This is a genomic window from Pedobacter immunditicola, assembly GCF_037482985.1.
Classification (GTDB): domain Bacteria; phylum Bacteroidota; class Bacteroidia; order Sphingobacteriales; family Sphingobacteriaceae; genus Pedobacter; species Pedobacter immunditicola.
This window is the reverse complement of the sequence record NZ_JBBHKC010000006.1, coordinates 1-19,342: the sequence shown is the minus strand read 5'-3', so window position 1 is coordinate 19,342 and position 19,342 is coordinate 1. Positions and strand designations below refer to the sequence as shown.

At 40.3% G+C, this 19,342-nt stretch carries 20 protein-coding genes; 13 read left to right on the top strand and 7 right to left on the bottom strand.

Features of this window, described 5'->3' with window-relative positions; genetic code table 11:
• Positions 1–12 precede the first annotated feature (12 nt).
• The 4 genes from WG905_RS11465 to WG905_RS11450 form a co-directional block, all read right to left on the bottom strand.
• Positions 13–825 carry an amidohydrolase gene (locus WG905_RS11465; protein ID WP_339591862.1) on the bottom strand — a complete coding sequence of 271 codons (813 nt, stop codon included), beginning with the start codon at positions 823–825 and terminating at the stop codon, positions 13–15.
• Between the two features lie 10 nt (positions 826–835).
• On the bottom strand, positions 836–1,552 hold the full coding sequence (locus WG905_RS11460; protein WP_339591861.1) for an EcsC family protein: 717 nt from the start codon (positions 1,550–1,552) through the stop codon (positions 836–838).
• A gap of 32 nt (positions 1,553–1,584) precedes the next feature.
• The gene (locus WG905_RS11455; protein ID WP_339591860.1) at positions 1,585–1,767 is read right to left on the bottom strand and encodes a hypothetical protein; all 183 of its coding nucleotides are present in this window, start codon (positions 1,765–1,767) and stop codon (positions 1,585–1,587) included.
• Between the two features lie 181 nt (positions 1,768–1,948).
• Positions 1,949–2,884 (bottom strand): NAD-dependent epimerase/dehydratase family protein, encoded by a 936-nt coding sequence (locus WG905_RS11450; RefSeq protein ID WP_339591859.1) that lies wholly within the window; start codon positions 2,882–2,884, stop codon positions 1,949–1,951.
• 239 nt (positions 2,885–3,123) lie between these two features.
• Between WG905_RS11450 and WG905_RS11445 the strand changes: the two genes are divergently transcribed.
• From WG905_RS11445 to WG905_RS11415, 7 genes are all read left to right on the top strand, one after another.
• On the top strand, positions 3,124–5,736 hold the full coding sequence (locus tag WG905_RS11445) for an MGH1-like glycoside hydrolase domain-containing protein (RefSeq protein ID WP_339591858.1): 2,613 nt from the start codon (positions 3,124–3,126) through the stop codon (positions 5,734–5,736).
• A gap of 58 nt (positions 5,737–5,794) precedes the next feature.
• Entirely contained in the window at positions 5,795–7,081 is a 1,287-nt protein-coding gene (locus WG905_RS11440; RefSeq protein WP_339591857.1) for a mechanosensitive ion channel family protein, read from the top strand.
• A 66-nt stretch (positions 7,082–7,147) separates the two neighbouring features.
• On the top strand, positions 7,148–8,380 hold the full coding sequence (locus tag WG905_RS11435) for a peroxiredoxin family protein (protein ID WP_339591856.1): 1,233 nt from the start codon (positions 7,148–7,150) through the stop codon (positions 8,378–8,380).
• 73 nt (positions 8,381–8,453) lie between these two features.
• Positions 8,454–9,194: an SRPBCC family protein gene (locus WG905_RS11430; protein WP_339591855.1), complete on the top strand. Its 741-nt coding sequence runs from the start codon at positions 8,454–8,456 to the stop codon at positions 9,192–9,194.
• A gap of 214 nt (positions 9,195–9,408) precedes the next feature.
• Positions 9,409–9,714, top strand: a complete 306-nt coding sequence (locus WG905_RS11425) for a hypothetical protein (RefSeq protein WP_339591854.1) — start codon at positions 9,409–9,411, stop codon at positions 9,712–9,714.
• A gap of 44 nt (positions 9,715–9,758) precedes the next feature.
• The gene (locus tag WG905_RS11420; RefSeq protein WP_339591853.1) at positions 9,759–10,163 is read left to right on the top strand and encodes a c-type cytochrome; all 405 of its coding nucleotides are present in this window, start codon (positions 9,759–9,761) and stop codon (positions 10,161–10,163) included.
• A 357-nt stretch (positions 10,164–10,520) separates the two neighbouring features.
• Positions 10,521–10,649 carry a hypothetical protein gene (locus WG905_RS11415; RefSeq protein ID WP_339591852.1) on the top strand — a complete coding sequence of 43 codons (129 nt, stop codon included), beginning with the start codon at positions 10,521–10,523 and terminating at the stop codon, positions 10,647–10,649.
• Here the strand turns inward: WG905_RS11415 and WG905_RS11410 are convergent.
• Complete coding sequence (locus WG905_RS11410) at positions 10,646–11,335, bottom strand: MCP four helix bundle domain-containing protein (protein WP_339591851.1); 690 nt, start codon at positions 11,333–11,335, stop codon at positions 10,646–10,648. The genes WG905_RS11415 and WG905_RS11410 overlap by 4 nt on opposite strands.
• Positions 11,332–12,786 carry an ATP-dependent DNA helicase gene (locus WG905_RS11405; protein ID WP_339591850.1) on the bottom strand — a complete coding sequence of 485 codons (1,455 nt, stop codon included), beginning with the start codon at positions 12,784–12,786 and terminating at the stop codon, positions 11,332–11,334. Before WG905_RS11405 ends, WG905_RS11410 begins: the two co-directional genes overlap by 4 nt.
• Positions 12,787–12,838: 52 nt before the next feature.
• Here WG905_RS11405 and WG905_RS11400 point away from each other — a divergent pair, with 52 nt between their 5' ends.
• From WG905_RS11400 to coaD, 3 genes are read left to right on the top strand one after another with little or no spacing between them, the layout of a single operon-like run.
• Entirely contained in the window at positions 12,839–13,666 is an 828-nt protein-coding gene (locus tag WG905_RS11400; protein WP_339591849.1) for a DUF3822 family protein, read from the top strand.
• Positions 13,657–14,202 (top strand): RsmD family RNA methyltransferase, encoded by a 546-nt coding sequence (locus WG905_RS11395; protein WP_339591848.1) that lies wholly within the window; start codon positions 13,657–13,659, stop codon positions 14,200–14,202. Before WG905_RS11400 ends, WG905_RS11395 begins: the two co-directional genes overlap by 10 nt.
• Position 14,203: 1 nt before the next feature.
• Complete coding sequence (gene coaD, locus WG905_RS11390) at positions 14,204–14,665, top strand: pantetheine-phosphate adenylyltransferase (protein ID WP_339591847.1); 462 nt, start codon at positions 14,204–14,206, stop codon at positions 14,663–14,665.
• 83 nt (positions 14,666–14,748) lie between these two features.
• On the opposite strand, the gene WG905_RS11385 is transcribed toward coaD, so the two are convergent.
• Positions 14,749–15,162 (bottom strand): NUDIX hydrolase, encoded by a 414-nt coding sequence (locus tag WG905_RS11385; protein WP_339591846.1) that lies wholly within the window; start codon positions 15,160–15,162, stop codon positions 14,749–14,751.
• A 211-nt stretch (positions 15,163–15,373) separates the two neighbouring features.
• Here WG905_RS11385 and pyrE point away from each other — a divergent pair, with 211 nt between their 5' ends.
• From pyrE to clpB, 3 genes are all read left to right on the top strand, one after another.
• A complete protein-coding gene (pyrE, locus tag WG905_RS11380) occupies positions 15,374–16,033 on the top strand; it encodes an orotate phosphoribosyltransferase (protein ID WP_339591845.1) in 660 nt (219 codons plus the stop codon).
• 7 nt (positions 16,034–16,040) lie between these two features.
• On the top strand, positions 16,041–16,439 hold the full coding sequence (locus WG905_RS11375; protein ID WP_339591844.1) for an SRPBCC family protein: 399 nt from the start codon (positions 16,041–16,043) through the stop codon (positions 16,437–16,439).
• 267 nt (positions 16,440–16,706) lie between these two features.
• Entirely contained in the window at positions 16,707–19,313 is a 2,607-nt protein-coding gene (gene clpB, locus WG905_RS11370; RefSeq protein WP_339591843.1) for an ATP-dependent chaperone ClpB, read from the top strand.
• The last annotated feature ends 29 nt before the right edge of the window (positions 19,314–19,342 follow it).

Below are 19,342 nucleotides of genomic sequence, written 5' to 3'. Positions count from 1 at the left end.
AACGAACTTTATTTAAAACCTTTCACGCAGTTCAGGATCCATATTACGGATACTTAACCGCAGGATGGCATTTTGAGGAACAGCATTGCCCACATTGCCAGAAAGAAATGCGCCGACGGTAATCACCGAGTTTTGCCAGGGCGATACATTCCGCGACACAATGGTTTGTAAGGCCATCACCAGCGAAGAGCCGCAAACAATGGGATCGATCCCCAGTTCAGGCATGGAGCCATGACTTCCCTTGCCGGTCAATTCAATTTCCCAGTTATCTACGGCGGCCATCATTTCACCTTCGCGAAAATAAAATTTACCTTTTTCCAAGCCGGGCATATTGTGCATCCCATAAACAGCATCTACCGGGAATCTCTCAAACAAGCCATCCTGAATCATCGCCGGGCCGCCTTCCATGGTTTCCTCCGCAGGCTGGAAAATGAGGCGTACCGTTCCGTTGAAATTTTTAGTTTGCGACAAATATTTTCCAGCAGCCAAGAGCATGGCGGTATGCCCATCATGGCCGCAGAGATGTGATTTCCCCGTTACCTTGCTTTTATAAGGAAGGTCGTTTACCTCCTGAATCGGAAGTGCATCAAAATCAGCACGCAGCCCAATTGATTTCTTACTTTCGCCCAATGACAAAGAAGCTACGATACCGGTTTTACCAACATTTTCGACGACATCAAAACCAAAGGATTTTACTTTTTCTGCAATAAATTTGGCAGTTTCTGTTTCCTGCAAGGCCAGTTCAGGATACTGGTGCAGGTGATTCATCCAAACTTTCATTTCCTCGTGCAAGGCGTTCATGCCTTCCAAAATGATTGTATTCATAATCGTTCTTTTATAACATCCGCAATCGATAACAATTCATTGCCGTATCACCCAGCTGTGCGATGAGGTGATAGTTGGCAACAGCACCTACAGCAGATCCGATGACAGGAATAAGTTGGGCCATTTTTGCAAGGTCTATATAATCGCGGTATTCTTGTTGAAAGGTACGCCAGTCAAAATCCTCGGCTTGAGGAGGAAGAGAACGGCTATAACCTTCCCAGTCTTGTAATAAATTATAGATCTCATTTCGCCGTTGCTGGCTCGAGTAGGTCAGCTGGAAAATATAAAGTATATATAATCTTTCTTTATAATCCTTTATATTGAAGCCATATAAACTCGCAATATTAAAAAGCAATTTCATTTTAATACCAATAAGGATGGGAAACTCCGCAAGTCCCAGTAAAATACCTCCTGCTCCGATAACAGCTCCTTCTACCGTGGCCGTTTTTTGATAGAAGCTGATTTGCTGTTTGATATAACTTTCTCTCAATTGAAAGGAGGCATCGGCAGCAAGGGTTTCGGTAGTGGTATATTGAGCACCGAAAAGCACGGCCTTCACCATTTTTTCAATCGTTGTGGTGATGACTTTATGGGCCCTTTCAGGTATCATGTTATTGATCCTGTTTTGTATGCCTTTTGCTAACCGATTGGTAAGAGAGGGTTTCTTCCGCATCTTCTGCTGCCAGTCCTGTAACATTAAATGAGCTTTTTCTTCGTAGGTGGTCATACAGATAACATTAATTTAAATGGTGGAAACTTTTATGATTGATGAACGTCTCCCCCCTTATTTGCTTTGATGCAGTAAAACAAGGCAACCAAACTCCAGACGCATACCAGCATTTTATCAGTGGTATAATCACCGTCTAAGATTTCGAGCAATTTAATGATCAGCGTGATCACAACGCATATAAAGATAATGATGAGGACAATTTTTCCAGGCATGGTGCTAAATTATGGAATTAGTTTGATTACTGGTATAGGTTCATGACGAAGTGTGATTTCCAGAGCCTTGCTAAAGCATTGGTAGGGCATTGACAGGGCTAATGGCCCTACCAATGCCCTACCAACCCCCTGCCAACGCCCTGAAAACGCTCTCTCAACCCTGATTTTTCTGTTTCCTGTTTTACCCCTCTTTCAAAAACCAATCTGCGGTCTCTTTAATCCCCTGCTCATAAGGTACTGGCTGGTAATTAAATGCTTTTTCGAACTTCGTTGCATCAAAAATAAAGGGATATTCATCCTGGTAAGTCATTTCAATGATCTCCTTTAAAAAAGGATTAAACCAACCCAGCATTTTGAGCAGCCATTTTGGTAACACGGTAACTTTAGCGGAGGTATTCATATACTTCGCGGCCGTGCTGATAAACTGTCGGCCGGTTAAAGCAGGCTGAGCAGTCGGCAAGTGCCACACCTGTCCAAAAGCTGCATCATTTTTAGCCAACAGGTATACTGCTTTTGCTGCATCAGGCGTATAACTACAAGCCCGGGGTACATCCGGATTTATAAACCACTGTGCGCTTTTACCCTTTTTCAACCTTGAAAAAACCATCACACTAACGGCACTTTTATCCGTAACACCAGGCCCATAAAAGTCAACAGCACGGGCAATTACAGCCTTAATTGTGCCTGCCTTCATTTCCTGCTGAAGCATTTCCGCTATTGCAGCGCGAACCTTTCCTTTTTCACTACATGGATTGTAAGGCGTCTCTTCCGTCATCGGCCCATCTACTTTTCCATACATATAAACATTATCAAAAAAGACAAGCCTGGCCTTGGTTTCTTTACAGGCGGCGATCACATTGCGCATGATGATAGGCCATTCGCGCCGCCATTGCTTGGTGTCATAGGTAATCCCCACCAAAAGATAGATCACAGAAGACCCTTGCACCGCATTGAGCAGCTCATTAAAATTGAGTACATCGGCAGCTATGGTTTCAGTACCAGGAACAGGCTTTGGGTTTCTGGAAATCAGGCGGATATTTTCATTATTTTCTTTGAGCACCGGAAGCAGCGCTGTTGCGATGGTGCCATTTGCACCTAGAATAGTGTGTAATGCCATATTTTAATTTATCATTTCAATCAATTTGTTGATATAGACTCGGTAATGCTAACTTTGCAACAATTTAGATAATTATTAATGAAATCATCACTAGGTTCTTTCAGCGTTTGGACATGAATTTATGAGTTTGATGTTCGACAAATGATGTTTAAAAGATTGTGACACCTGGAACCATGGTTCCGCGTAAAGCGAAAAACAGGTGGTTCACCTAAAAACATCATATAGTATAAAATATATCAATGAATCAAGAAGTAAAACGGTTAAAGATTGAAGGTTGGAAAAAATGGGGTCCTTATGTATCTAACCGGCAATGGGGAACAGTGCGTGAAGATTATAGTGCAAACGGTGATGTCTGGAATTATGCAACGCATGAAATGGCTCGCAGTAAGGCCTGGCGCTGGGGAGAAGAAGGTATAGGTGGTATTTCAGATGAAAAACAACTGCTTTGTTTTGCACCTGCGTTTTGGAATGGTAAGGATAAAATCGTTAAAGAAATTTTGTTCGGACTCACCAATACGGAAGGAAACCACGGTGAAGATGTAAAAGAACTTTTTTATTACCTCGATTCATCCCCTACCCATTCGTATATGAAAATGCTGTACAAATATCCGCAGCAGGCATTTCCTTACGAAAAATTGCTTTCCGAAAATAAAAAACGTTCCAGGGAGGAGCCGGAATATGAGCTCCTCGATACGGGGATTTTCGATAACAATGAATACTTCGACATATTTATAGAATACGCGAAATCATCTCAGGAAGATTTGCTGATCAAGATTACTGCACATAACAGGGCTGATAAAGCGGCAAACCTCACAATTTTGCCTACACTCTGGTTTCGCAACAAGTGGACTTTTGGTAACCACACTAAAGAATCATTGATCAGGAAGAACAGCGATACTGAACTTGAAATTCATCAGAAATCTTTAGGGGAATACTTTTTATATACAGAGAATCCTGAGCAATGGTTGTTTACAGAAAATGAAACCAACGACAAAAAGCTTCACAATTTTGATGATGGTGGTCATTTTTATAAAGATGGCATCAACAATTATGTGGTAAACCATAAAACCAATACCGTTAACCCTGCAAACACAGGTACAAAAGTTGCTGCCCGTTGCGAGTTTGCTATTGAAGGCGGACAAGCTGCTGTTGTTAAACTCAGGTTGTGTAAAGGTTGCCATGGTAATCCCTTTGATGATTTTGACCAGATTTTTGCACTCCGCTTAAAGGAAACAGACGAATTTTATGAGCCTTTACAAGCGGAGATCCCTGATGAAGATGAAAAGCTGATCCACAGGCAGTCTTTAGCGAGCTTACTTTGGAATAAACAGTTCTATAGCTACAATGTAAGCGAATGGCTCAAGGGCGATCCCGGTGAATCACCTCCGCCTGAAGGACATTCCACATCACGCAACCTGAACTGGAAGCATGTTAATAATGGAGATATCATTTCCATGCCCGACAAATGGGAGTTTCCATGGTTCGCCGCCTGGGATCTCGCCTTTCATTGTGTAAGTCTGGCCCTGGTGGATTCAGAGTTTGCAAAAAAGCAGTTGTCGTTATTGACAAAAGAGTGGTATATGCACCCTAATGGCCAGTTACCTGCCTATGAGTTTAATTTCGATGACACCAACCCTCCTGTTCACGCCTGGGCAACCTGGGAAGTTTACAAAATGGAGCAGCGGAATACCGGCAAGGGCGATTTGGTTTTCCTGGAATCTGTATTTCAAAAACTGCTCATCAATTTCACCTGGTGGGTAAACAGAAAAGATCATAACGAAAACAATATTTTTACGGGCGGTTTCCTTGGTTTGGATAATATCGGGATCTTTGACCGCAGCATGACCCTGCCTTCTGGAATGAGCATTGAACAGGCAGATGCCACCAGCTGGATGGCCATGTACTCCTTGAACATGATGCATATTTCCCTGGCACTTGCCTTGCACAACCCGGTATATGAAGCGATGGCCACTAAGTTTTTTGAGCACTTTCTTTATATCGCTGGTGCCATTTTAAATACGATGGGCGATGATAAAACAGGGCTTTGGGATGAGGAGGATGAATTTTTCTATGATCAGCTGACGATCGACAGCACACGGTCCGTTAAATTAAAATTGTTGAGCATGGTGGGTTTAATCCCATTATTTGCTGTAGAGGTGATCAGGGATGAGACCTTAAAAAAGTTACCGGAATTTGCTGCCCGGATGCAGTGGTTTTTAAAACACAGACCTGACCTGGCCAACCTTGTTTCACGCTGGTCAGAGAAAGGTGACGACGATAAACACCTGTTAAGTCTCCTGAGGGGGCACCGCATTACCCGTATCCTCGATAAAATGCTGAACGAAACAGAATTTTTAAGCAAGTACGGCATCAGAAGCTTATCCAAAAGATATGAAGAAAAACCGTTTATATATCCTACACCCAAAGAAGAGCTGATTGTAAAATACCTGCCTGGAGAAAGTGACAGCGGCATGTTTGGTGGCAATAGTAACTGGCGCGGACCGATTTGGCTGCCGGTAAATTTCCTGATTATTCAAAGTTTACTGCGTTTTCATGATTATTATAGTGAAGACTTCACCATTGAGCACCCAACAGGTTCGGGCAATTTCATGCACCTGAAGGACATTGCCATGGAATTAAGTCAGCGGCTAATCGGCTTATTTAAACAAGATCAGGATGGCAGACGCGCCTGTTTTGGTGACGATGATAAATTACAGAACGATCCGCATTTTAAGGATTACCTGGTTTTTAACGAATACTTCAATGGAGATAATGGTAAAGGCCTCGGTGCATCACACCAAACCGGCTGGACCGCCCTTGTTGCCAATTTAATTCAAAACCAGCAACGGTAAACCCCAGGCATTAATTTTTCAAAACTTATAGCTTTAAAGCTGAAATATTTCGAATTCAATGGAAAGCATAGAAAATGTAAACACAATTAGCCGATGGACGTATAAACTATTGATGCGCTGGGGAGTACAAGAAAATGTTGCTGAATATGTTAACCTTCTTGCCTTGGTGATCATTGTAACCATTTTGATTTTTATTGTTCAATATGTGGTTCGACGCATCCTCAGGGTGATATTGATTACAGTAGGCCGTAAGACCACAATACCTATATTTCAGCATCTTTTAGAAAGCCGGTTTCCACATTACCTTGCTTTAACCGCTCCTCTCGTACTCATCAAAACTTCAATTCCAATTGTTTTTGAAGGCTTCCCTCACCTCATCGGTGGTTTTAATAAACTTTCTGATGCCTACATGGTTCTTGTGATCATCTGGATGGTGATGTCGGTCGTAAAAGCAGGTGGAAATTCATTGCGCAGCAGTGTGGCATTTAGGGGGAAACCGATCGACAGTTACCTGCAGGTCATCAGGATTATTTTATTTCTGATCGGTGCCGTCATGATCTTCTCTTTTCTGAGTGGTCAGTCGCCGGTTGCTTTTTTTACGGCCATGGGTGCCATCTCCGCTGTGCTGCTGCTCATGTTTAAAGATACCATCATGGGCTTTGTGGCAAGTATCCAGGTCACTACAAATGATATGGTGCGCATTGGTGATTGGATAACAATGAATAAATATGGCGCTGATGGCGACGTAATAGAAATTAACCTGACGACAGTGAAGGTGCAGAATTTTGATAAAACGATCACCACCATCCCCACTTATTCCCTTATATCAGAAGCATTTCATAACTGGAGAGGAATGCATGAATTTGGCGGAAGAAGGATTAAAAGGGCTATCTATATTAAACAATCAACGATAAAGTTTCTTTCGCCCGAGGAGGTGGAAAAGCTAAGGCATATTGAAGCGATAAAAAACTATATAGACCACAGACAAAAAGACATTGACAAAAACAACGAACGCATAGGCGCCGACAAGAGCCTCCTGATTAACGGAAGGAATTTGACCAATGCTGGGTTATACAGGAAATATATTGATAATTATGTAGCTAATCATTCAGGGCTAAATAAGAAGATGACCATGATGGTCAGGCACCTTGCCCCTACTGCAAATGGTTTGCCCCTTGAAATTTATGTTTTTGCCAGCACTACAAAATGGGTAGACTATGAACACATCATGGCCGATATCTTTGATCACCTGCTTGCTGCTGCACCTTATTTTGGTCTTGAAATTTATGAAATGGAAGGTGCCGGCGATGTGAAGCCGATTCGCTTGATGAATTCACCACAGTAGAGGAATATACGTATATTTGTCCTATCAATTTACTATACTCTTTTTAAGAGCAATAAAAGGATTTACATGTTAAAAAAAATAGGATTACTAGGCATATTTGGGATACTAACGTTTAGTGCAGCTGCGCAATCACTTCAAAAGGGCAACTGGAATGCAGCGCTTCACCGTGCAGACGGGAATAAAATCATATTCAACCTTGCTGTGGAGCAACTGAAAGGGAAAACTGTTTTGTATGTGGTGAATGAGCCTGAAAGGATGCTTGTTGACGATGTACGCCAGGTAAAGGATTCACTGTTTGTGAACATGCCTTTATTTGAATCATCCTTTAAATTAAAGATCGTATCCAAGGACAGCCTTTCTGGCATCTGGACAAAAAAAGGCAGTAAACAAGATGTTGTCATGCCTTTTACAGCATCTGCCCGTATCCCTTACCGTTTTGCTGCTGTAAACGGTGATGCCACTCAGCAGGTACAGGGCAAATGGGCTGTAAGTTTATTAAAAAAAGAAGGTCCTGCTACTGCTGCAATTGGTGAGTTTTTACAACAAGACAATAAAGTGAGCGGCTCTATACTTACCCCTAGTGGTGATTACCGTTACCTTTCAGGTATTGTAACCGGCGATGCGTTATTCCTATCTACTTTTGATGGGGTGCATGCCATGGTTTTTACGGCCAGGGTTAACGGCGACAGCTTATCAAACGGCCAGATCTACAGCAGCAATGCTGCGGTGTCTAATTGGACAGCCAGTAAAGATGAAACTGCAAAACTGGCTTACAATAATGAGTTGAGGCTAAAAGATGGTGAAGATGGGACATTGAATTTTAGCTTTAAAGACCTTAAGGGTAAGCAAGTTTCCATCAATGATGCGAAATATAAAAACAAGGTTGTTATTATACAGCTTTTGGGTTCATGGTGCCCCAACTGCATGGATGAAACTGAGTTTTTAAGTGAATATTACAATAAGAATAAGAATCGCGGTGTGGAAGTTATTGGTATTGCCTATGAATATTCTACAGACCTGGAAAGATCGAAAAATAGCCTAGGCAAGTTTCAAAAAAGATTTAATGTCAAATATCCATTATTGATTGCGCCGGTAGCACTTTCCGATCCGCAAAGAACAGAAAAAACATTGCCGCAGTTAACTAAAATCAGTGTGTTCCCGAGCACGATCATTTTAGATAGATCTGGAAAAGTGAGTTCCATTACTTCAGATTTTTCTGGACCGGGCACAGGAGAACACCATACCAAGTACAAGGTGGAGTTTGAAAAAAAGATAGATAAATTACTGGAAGCCAAATAAATATAATAATTCAGCAAAGTGCTGGCAAACTTTATAGTTCGAATATTGTTAATTAAAAACAACTATTCGAAATATGAACACACCAACATCAACCGAAATTATAAATAAACTTCAAAACCTGGACTTCACTATTGATGAAGATCCGAATATTGATCAGGGAGAAAGAGCATTATCTGGTGTTGCAGGAACTTATCTGCTTGTTAAAGGCCTGGGCAATATCTTTAAACACCCTATCCTTGGCCTTATAGGAACAGCTGCTGCCGGATTTCTCCTCTATCGTGGAGTAACAGGTGTTTGTCCGGTTTATAAAAAACTAGGCAAAGATACCACCGATCCGCAGGCCATAAACATTACTGAGCATATCACTGTCAATGCATCGCGAGCGGCTGTCTATAATTTTTGGAGAGAGCTGTCTAACCTGCCTAAGTTTATGACCCACCTTAAATCGGTGGATGCCATTAGCCCAACTGAATCACATTGGGTGGCCAATACCCCTGGAAATATCATTGGTTTAAGCTGGAATGCAGAAATTACCCGGGAAGAAGATGGCTATTACATTGGCTGGCGATCGATTGAAGGTTCTATGATAGATAATGCCGGAAAGGTAGAATTTAAGGATGCCTTAAATGGTACAGACACAGAACTTACAATTGAAATTAACTACTTCCCACCTGCAGGAAGTGTTGGCCGAGGCTTTGCCTCGCTGTTCAATGGTGTTTTTGAAAAGATGATCCGTGAGGACGTTCAAAACTTCAAACAATATGTCGAAGAGGCTGATTTTAGAAAATTCGCCGGGCTGACAGAACTTTCTTAAATATTTTTTTAGAATCATCTTATTATCCTTGAGGGGGTTGTCTTTTATAAAAGGCGACCTCCTTGTTGTTTTAGCCCTTTTCTGGAAAATTTAAGGTAGAATCATCAGGAAAAATAGTGTTCAAAAATATATTTAAAAAAAAATAAATCAATTAACATTTAATCAATAATATTAATATATTAGCGTATGAATAATTAACTTAAAAATTTCCATTATGAGGAATAACGATAAAATAGCTGAGTTAAAAGAACTTTATTCAACTGCTTACCATATGAACGTGGAGATGATAGAATGTTTAAATTCTTTCAAACATGTAAGTGAGCTTTATTTTAATGCCTACAGGCATTTTAAAAATTATCACGTTCATATCTTCTCTGATGATGTTCAGTATTATATTGAAGAGATCAACGAAATGGATAATGGTGTAGATACGTTGATTTATAAACTTCAGGAAAACATTGATGAAACGATAAAGATGGAGAGCTATCTTTTTAAGAACTCAAAAGAACTTGTTAATTAAAGAAATTTTATTTCTTATATTGGTGATCACAAATCACTATAATTATGAAATTTATTTTTGGTAAAAAGACAATTACCATTGCATTGTTGATGTTTACGGTCTTTCTGTTAGGCGCTTTCATACCCCCTCCTGAAAAGATATACAAAAACCTCAAAGTACTTCCAAAGCATACCAGTAAGAAGGAACTTGACCGGGTAATGGACGGCTTTAAAGTCGCCCTGGGTGTTAAGTGCAATCACTGCCATGCTCCGCAAGCGGATAATCCTAAAAAATTAGACTTTGTAAGTGATGCAAAGCCTGAAAAAGAAGTTGCACGGAAAATGATGCGAATGACAGAAAAGATTAATAAAAAATATTTCCACGACCAGGAATTGCAAAATGGCAAAGCACTTTTAGCTGTTTCTTGTGGTACTTGCCATAATGGAAACGAACAGCCTAAAACATTATAAGTTTTACTTTAAGTATAAACCATTTTTATATTGATGATAATCAAAATTAGAACTGATTTGTATCATTTTTTTAAGTCAGGTTATATTTTAAGTTTGCTTCATATTCTATCGGCGGATGTCGATACTCATAAATCATAAAAAGGGGGTGTTCCGGGAAGTTCAACCCCTTTTTTTATTGATCACCATGCCCCCTCCTTTCGAACTACCCTGCGAACTCGGCGTGGGTTACGGAAGAAACTTTCAATTTAAGGTCATAAAACACCCAAAAACCGCCATATTTGCTTGATTACTGAAAATTTCAAGGCTAATAATTTCAATGTTTGTCAATTTTATTTACCTTCATCCAAAATTAAAATTATGAATACGATCTTAAATGTAATGAGTGATAGTGAAATTTATATGGCCTTAGTTCCAGTTTGTGTGATCATCCTTGCTGTAGCCCTCTACCGTACTTTTGTATCAAATAGAACCCCTTCAAAAGACTAATTCAAATTAAATTTATCGTTAGGAATTTTCACCACATTGGAGGCAAATACAATAGCCACAATTAAAATTCCTATAACTATTGCCAGGGCTAATTGCAGGCTGGAATAAATTTTGGTGCCTGATACGGCAAACGCTGAATTTTTGATCAGTTCCTGGCCAACTTCTGTCTGGATTTTTGTCAGTTCAGTTAGTTTTTGCCTGGCGGCGTTAAATGCAGTTTTACCCTGGTTTTCGAACAGTCCCCGGGCTGCTTCCATGCGATGCTGGTCGCTGTAATCAAGCACTTTATCTTCTATTTTACGCGTATCGGCCAGCTGAATTTTTAATTCATCCAATTGCTTTTTTTCCGGTGCAATTAAAAAAGTTTGTTCGTATTTCCTGATCAAGGAATCAATATTTGTATTGGCCAAAGCTAATCTGCCTTTCAGGTAACTGTGATCGATTGTAATTGAATCTGTATTGTATAAAGCCTCCTCTAATAGATACCGCTTGGCATAAACACTTTCTGCTAAATAAAACAGGTCCGTTGCCGGTATGAGCCTGTCGTTATACATCGATATAAAAGCAATATTCATATCTTTTATATTCTTATCCTCCAAAACTCGGATGAGGATGGAACAAGCCATAATGCAGAACAGCATGATCGCAATTGTCATTTTATTTTTAACGGTGAAGCCAAGTTTCATATATCCTCCATTGGGCTTGTAAATAGATTTTGGGCAAAATTAACAAGAAACAATTCTCTTTTTGCCCTTGTTACAGCGGTGTATAACCAGCGCAAAAAATCAAGGTCTATCATGTCTTCAGTTAAATAACCCTGATCCACAAAAACGGCATCCCATTGCCCACCTTGTGCTTTGTGACAAGTAACGGCGTAGGCAAACTTTATTTGCAGTGCATTATAATAAGGATCTTCCTTAATTGCAAGTAATCGCTCTCTTTTGTTCTTGATATGCTCGTAATCCAGGCTCAACCCCTCGTATAACTGTTTATTTTGTTCATAGGAAAGGTTTGGTGTTTCAGACTGAAGGGTATCCAGCATCACCTTACAGGTAATACTGCCTGCCTCCGGATAATCTAAAAATTCCATCTGGACTTCACTGAACCTGAAGCCATAGCGCTCCTCCTCATTCCTAACCCTTGTTATTTTAGCCATATCTCCATTGGCAATAAAAGAGGTCGCCTCACTGTCGGGCAGCCAGAAATAATTGTTGCGTACCACCATAATCTGATCGCCACCTGTCAATTCTTCTTCCCTATACAGCAGCCTGGCGCGGATTTGCTGATTATACACATTAGCAGATTTATTGGAGCGGCAAACCACCAGGCAGTTTTCGATATCAAATTTCCGGTAAGCATATTCAAGGCCTTCCACCATCTTCAGGCCCGTCATCCGGAAAATATCTTTATAACCTGCAGTGATAAATTGTGGCAGTTCCACTTTTGGCCCTTCGTTATTTTCCTGATCATTACCTTCATAATGGTTAATTAATTGACGTAACATGGTCGCATTAGCCAAAATCCCCGATTCCTGCTCCTGCCGCACCACTTCTTTTAATTCTACTTCTGTAACATCAAGGTGAAATGCTGCCGATAGATACTTTTTATTTAAAGCAGGACTATCCAAACTGCCCACCGGCGGAAGTTGTGCCGTATCGCCAACAAAAAGCACGGCGCAGTTTTTTTGGTTATAAATAAATTCCATCAGGTCCTTTAAAAAGGATGACCCTGTTTGAGGATTCCACTCATCGGCGATCATAGATGCCTCATCGATGATAAACAGTGTGTTTTCAGCGAGATTAGGTGCCAGTTGAAAGGTTAATTCTGTAGATACAGCAACCCGCTTCCGGTAGATTTTTTTATGGATGGTTAAAGCCATCCTCCCTGTATAACTGCTCATTACCTTGGCTGCACGTCCCGTTGGTGCTAATAGTACCGTCCTAAGCTTGAAACCAGGTAATGCTTTGACCAATGCAGCTACTGAAGTTGTTTTCCCCGTACCGGCATAGCCCCTTAATATAAAACACTTTCCATCCAATGGGCCTTGTAAAAATCCGGCCATCTCCCTGCAAAATACTAACTGCTCTGCTGTAGGGTTAAAAGGATAAGATTGAGCGATCATCATTGCTTTATCCATTTTACAAATATGCGATGGTGTGGTTATAGAAAAAAGAATTAATTTTGCTAAGATGAATATGAAGAACAGCATTCTGCTCCTTGATCCGGAATTTGATCCTAATATGGCCCCTGATTGTAATTTACTGCTTAAAATTACAAACGATAGTTTTTCGTATGCCATTATAAATCAAGATAGTAAAAGCCTTAAAGCCGTTTTTGATGAACAGGCTTGCAGCAATATGACGCAGACTTTAAAAACGAAAATTAAAAACGATCCCTATCTTAATTATCCCTATAAAGAAGTTAAAATAGCGGTTTCCACAGATAATTGTGTCACTGTTCCCAACGAATTGTTTAATTCCAAAGACCTGAACGCCTATATTAACTTTTTCACCAAAGCGCCATCCAAGACTTTACACGTAAAAAACAACCCGGATTTCGACTTTACCTCCATCTTCTGCCTGCAGCAACATTTAGAGGATGAACTTGATGTTCATTTCAAAGCCGCCAGTAAACATGAACAATCTGAATCAGTATTGAACCTGGCAGCACATGTAGACAACGGTTTAGTGTTTGACTTTACGGCTCTTTCTTTTACAGCAATACAGGTAGAAAATAGCAAACTGATTTTTAAAAATACTTTTGAAATTGAAAGTGGTGATGAATTTAATTATTTCCTACTGCTGTTGATTAAACAACTTGATATCGATTTCGAACAGACACCTGTTTATATCAGCGGGATCATCAACGACAATGATCAAAACTTCCGTACGCTTAAAAAGTATTTCAAAAACATACAATTCAGCTTACCTCAAAATAAAGAGATTGATTGCAGGATATTGGAGGATATGCCAGCTTATTATTACAGTAGTTTATTAGCCATCGACCTATGCGTATAATTGGAGGAAGGCTTAAGGGTATCCGTTTAAATGCACCGGACAGTTTACCAGTACGACCGACTACAGACATGGCCAAAGAGGCCCTATTTAACATTTTGTTTAATGCTTATGATTTCGATAATTGTGCGGTGCTCGATCTTTTCTGCGGCACGGGCAATATCAGCATCGAATTTGCTTCCAGGGGTTTGCCCGCTATTACGGCGGTAGACAAGCATTCCGGCTGCATTTATTGGGTGAAATCGGTGATTCAAAAATACGATTTGCAAGGAATTGATTTGCATAAGGCTGATGTATTTAAGTTTCTTGAGCAACATGAGAAAACTTACCAGATCATCTTCGCTGATCCGCCTTATGACATGCCCACGATTCCATTGATCCCAGAATTGGTAATGAAAAACAACCTGCTGGCGGATAACGGTGTGTTAATTGTAGAACACCCTACAAATTTAAGATTGGAAGGACAACCTGGTTATAAAGAAACCAGGAAATACGGTAATTCTTCTTTTAGTTTCTTTGAAAAACCTAATCACATCTGACATGAAAACTGCGCTATTCCCGGGTTCTTTTGATCCTATTACCATTGCACATGTAGACATTTTAAAGCGCGCATTGCCCCTGTTTGATAAAATTGTGATCGGCATTGGATTGAACAGTTCAAAACAAAGCTTTCTGTCGGCAGAAAAACGGCAGGAAATTGTTAGCGTCATCTTTGCCGGTTACGACAATGTGGAAGTCAAGCTTTATGAAGGATTGACCATCGATTTTTGCAAACAGCTTAACGTACAGTATATGGTGCGCGGAATCAGGTCGGTTAGTGACTTTGAATATGAAAGGGCAATATCACAAATTAACCAGACCATGATGCCCGAGGTAGAAACCATCTTTATGTTAAGCAAACCTGAATATTCTGCGATCAGTTCTACGATCGTTCGCGATATTTTACGAAACAACGGTGACATCAGTAAGTTTATACCTAAGGAAGCTTTAGCCTTTTTGTAGGCTAAAGCTTCTGATCAGCGGCAACTCTTTGTGGTGCCGCAATTAATCGCGGCCTTGTTTATAATTTGTTAAAATTTATAAATTTATTGCAGTTTCGATTCGATAAGGTCCCCTGCGGCCAATACATCAAAGATCAAGAGATAGGTATTTTTAAGCAGCGGCTCGAGGTCATTTTTACTGTACCAGCCTGCTTTGGTGATGCCTTCTTCTTTCTGAGGAATCAATTTGGGTTTTCCTTTCACCTTCATATCGTACCAGTTTGTTTTCTTCAGCACAATATTGCCGCTTAACTCATAAACGTGGTAGGTTTTACAGAGCTTCTCCCCATTTTTGAATATTTTTACGCCACACTCTTCCTCTACCTCCCTTAAGGCAGCTTCTTTCATTTTTTCGCCGCTTTCTACCTTGCCCTTAGGTAAATCCCACTTTTTATTCCTGTAAATGAACAAATAATCATTATTCGCATTCCTAACCAATCCACCGGCTGCCTTAATCATTGTACACTTTTTCTTAATCTTTTTTAGTTCGGCTTTGGGGTCTTCGGAAAGCAAAACATAGTTATTTTTTGATCCCTTCTCTAAATTTTTATAAAATGTTAGGAAATCAAAAGACTGTAAATCAAGCATTTGAACTTGCGTAGTTTGCTCGGGCAGTATATCTGTTAAAAACAAAGTGTTCTCGTTAATATATATTCTGTATTTTTGGATCATGTATAATAAAAGTGAAATTGAATTAAAGGTAGCTGAATTTCTGTTACAAATTAAAGCAATTAAATTACAACCTAATAATCCTTTTACCTGGGCTTCGGGTTGGAAATCTCCAATATATTGCGATAACAGAATTACACTGTCACATCCTTCAGTTAGAACATACATCAGACAGAAGCTTACGCAATTGGTTCAGGAAGAATTTGGCTCCGTGGATTTAATTGCAGGTGTTGCTACTGCTGGTATACCTCAGGGTGTTCTGGTAGCGCAAGAGCTGGGTTTGCCGTTTGCCTATGTGCGGGCGAAAGCAAAAGAACACGGCACTGGCAGCTTAATTGAAGGTGAGATTGTAGAAGGTCAACGTGTTGTAGTCGTTGAGGACTTAATTTCCACTGGAAAGAGCAGTTTACAGGCTGTTGATGCTTTAAAAAAAGCAGGTCTTTCTGTTGCAGGCTTAGTTTCCATTTTTACCTATGGGTTTGACCAGGCAGAAGAGAATTTTAAACAGGCAAAATGCAGGTATTCCAGCTTATCAAATTACAGTACGCTTATACAGTATGCTGCTGAGCATAGTTTTATTGGCCAAAGTGATGTAGAATTATTGGCCAACTGGCGTAGAGACCCTTCTGGATGGGGAAAAGAACAAGAACAACTAACTTAGAACATACATGACTGTTATTGAAAGCGCTACAGAGATAAACCTGCCTGTAGAAGATGTCTATAAATTTCTTGCTGATATGAATAATCACCAGCAACTGATGCCAGAGAATATTTACAATTGGTCTTCTACCGAAGATGAAGCGAGTTTTACCATTCAAAACATGGCTAAATTGGCAATTAAGATCTCAAACCGTATTCCTAATCAGGAACTGATCGCGATCCCTACAGAGAAAGCTCCTTTTGAGATTGAATTAAAATGGACTGTTACACCTAATGCCCAGGGCGGCACTACGGCAAAGCATATCATTTCTGCTGATTTAAATATGATGATGAAAATGATGGCCGCAGGACCATTAAAAAAACTGGCGGATCACCAAACTGAAAAACTAAAAGAAATTTTAAAATAATATTGCTTCTTTATTGAGCTTCATCCCGGACGTTTCCGGGATTTTTTTTTGTCTTTTTTTAAGCGCTTGAAGTACTTCGCTGGATTCTCATTGATCGTGCACAATCCCCCCGTATTAAAAGTCTTTATTTTTTAGATATTTCCTGAAAATTTTTCAGTAGAATGCATCCTAATCAGCCAATATGTCGTACGAGTTAAAAACTTTCAGACAAATTTACCGCAACCCGGGTTATAATTTGCATGGCATTTGTTTTGTGCCTGGCTATGTATGAACTTCAACAACTTTACTATAAAAGCCCAGGAAGCAGTTCAACAGGCTTCCGAAATAGCCCAAGGCAATCAGCAACAGGCTATCGAGACAGCGCACTTGCTCAAAGGTCTCTTAAATGTTGATGAGAATGTGGTTTCTTATGTACTTAAGAAACTGAATGTAAATGTGAACCTCCTGAATCAGCAACTGGATGCAAGGATTGCTAAGTTCCCGAAGGTAAGTGGTGGCAATGTCTATTTGTCATCTACTACCAATTCAGTGTTGCAAAAGGCACAATCATATCTTAAAGAATTTAAGGATGAATTTGTTTCTGTGGAACACCTCCTTTTGGGAATTCTGGCAGTAAACGACGACACCTCCAAGACGCTGAAGGATTATGGTGTTACTGAAAAAGATTTAAAAAAAGCAATCACATCGCTGCGTGGAGATAACAGGGTTACTGATCAAAATGCAGAGGCTACGTATAATGCGCTTAATAAATACGCAAGGAATTTAAATGAATATGCTGAATCTGGGAAACTGGATCCAGTGATTGGCCGTGATGAAGAAATCAGAAGGGTGATCCAGATTCTTTCCAGAAGGACAAAAAACAATCCTATTCTTATCGGAGAACCTGGCGTTGGTAAAACAGCCATTGCTGAAGGTATTGCTTTCCGTATCATTAAAGGGGATGTTCCCGAAAACTTAAAGACCAAAACCGTTTATTCTCTTGACATGGGTTCGCTGATTGCTGGAGCGAAATATAAAGGGGAATTTGAGGAACGTTTAAAAGCAGTCGTTAAAGAAGTTACTCAAAGCGACGGAGACATCGTTTTATTTATTGATGAGATCCACACCCTGGTGGGTGCAGGCGGTGGTGAAGGCGCAATGGATGCGGCAAATATCCTTAAGCCAGCCTTGGCAAGAGGTGAATTAAGAGCTATTGGTGCAACCACACTTGATGAGTATCAGAAATATTTGGAAAAGGACAAAGCTTTGGAACGCCGTTTTCAAAAGGTGCTGGTCGATGAGCCGGATACACAGGATGCTATATCTATTCTCCGCGGACTAAAAGAACGTTATGAAACTCACCATAAGGTAACCATCAAGGACGAAGCCATCATTGCTGCCGTAGAATTGTCTCAGCGATATATCTCTGACCGTTTTTTACCTGATAAAGCAATTGATTTAATGGACGAGGCGGCATCTAAATTAAGGATGGAAATGGATAGCGTCCCTGAAAATGTGGATGAACTGAACAGAAAAATTATGCAGCTCGAAATTGAACGTGAAGCTATCAAACGGGAAAATGACGAGAAAAAAGTTAAAAGCCTGGGTGAGGAAATCGCCAATCTTTCTGCTGAACGTGATGAGTTGAAAGCCAAATGGCAAAGTGAGAAGGATGTTGTCGATGGCATTAACAATCTCCAGGAGGAGATAGAGAATTATAAATTGGAGGCTGGTCAGGCTGAGCGTGCCGGCGATTATGGCAAGGTGGCCGAAATACGCTATGGCAAAATCAAAGAAGCACAGGATAAGGTTGAAAAACTGAAAGTGGAGTTGGAAGGTCAGCAGGCTGAAGGGCGTATGTTGAAGGAGGAAGTTACTTCAGAAGATATTGCCGGCGTGGTAGCTCGTTGGACAGGTATACCGGTAACAAAATTGATCTCCAGTGAAAGAGAAAAACTGCTCCACCTGGAAGATGAATTGCATAAGCGTGTGGCCGGTCAGGAGGAAGCTATTGAAGCCATCTCTGATGCAATACGTCGTTCACGTGCCGGTTTACAGGATAAACGCAAACCTATTGGCTCCTTCATTTTCCTGGGTACAACGGGTGTTGGTAAAACTGAATTAGCGAAAGCTTTAGCGGAGTTCTTATTTAATGATGAAAATTCACTTACCCGCATAGATATGAGTGAGTACCAGGAGCGTCATTCGGTTTCACGGTTGATTGGAGCGCCTCCGGGATATGTTGGCTATGATGAAGGCGGCCAGTTGACCGAAGCAGTTCGGCGCAGGCCTTATTCGGTCATCTTACTTGATGAAATCGAAAAAGCACATCCCGATGTATTTAATATTTTACTACAGGTATTGGATGATGGACGTTTGACAGATAACAAAGGCCGTGTAGTTAACTTTAAGAATACAATTATCATTATGACTTCTAACATCGGTTCTCACCTGATCATGGATAATTTTAAAATCCTGAATGATGTAAACCGTGATGAAGTAATTGCTAAAACCAAAAATGAACTGTTTGAACTTTTAAAGCAAACTATCAGACCTGAGTTTTTGAACCGTATTGACGAGCTGATTATGTTTACTCCTTTAAACCGCAAAGAGGTAAGGGATATCGTGGAACTTCAGTTCAAACAGGTGCAACATACGCTCGCTGAGATGGGTATTGAAATTGATGCTTCCATTGAAGCGCTTGACTGGCTTGCGGAATTGGGATATGATCCACAGTTTGGTGCAAGGCCATTAAAAAGAGTGATACAGAAACGTATCTTAAATGAATTGTCAAAAGAGATTTTAGCGGGCAAAGTTGATAAAGACAGCAAGATCAAATTAGATATGTTCGACAACCAATTTGTGTTTCTTAACACCCATCCTCAAACAGCTTAAAGAATTAAATTTGCGAAGGCAGGCTATGT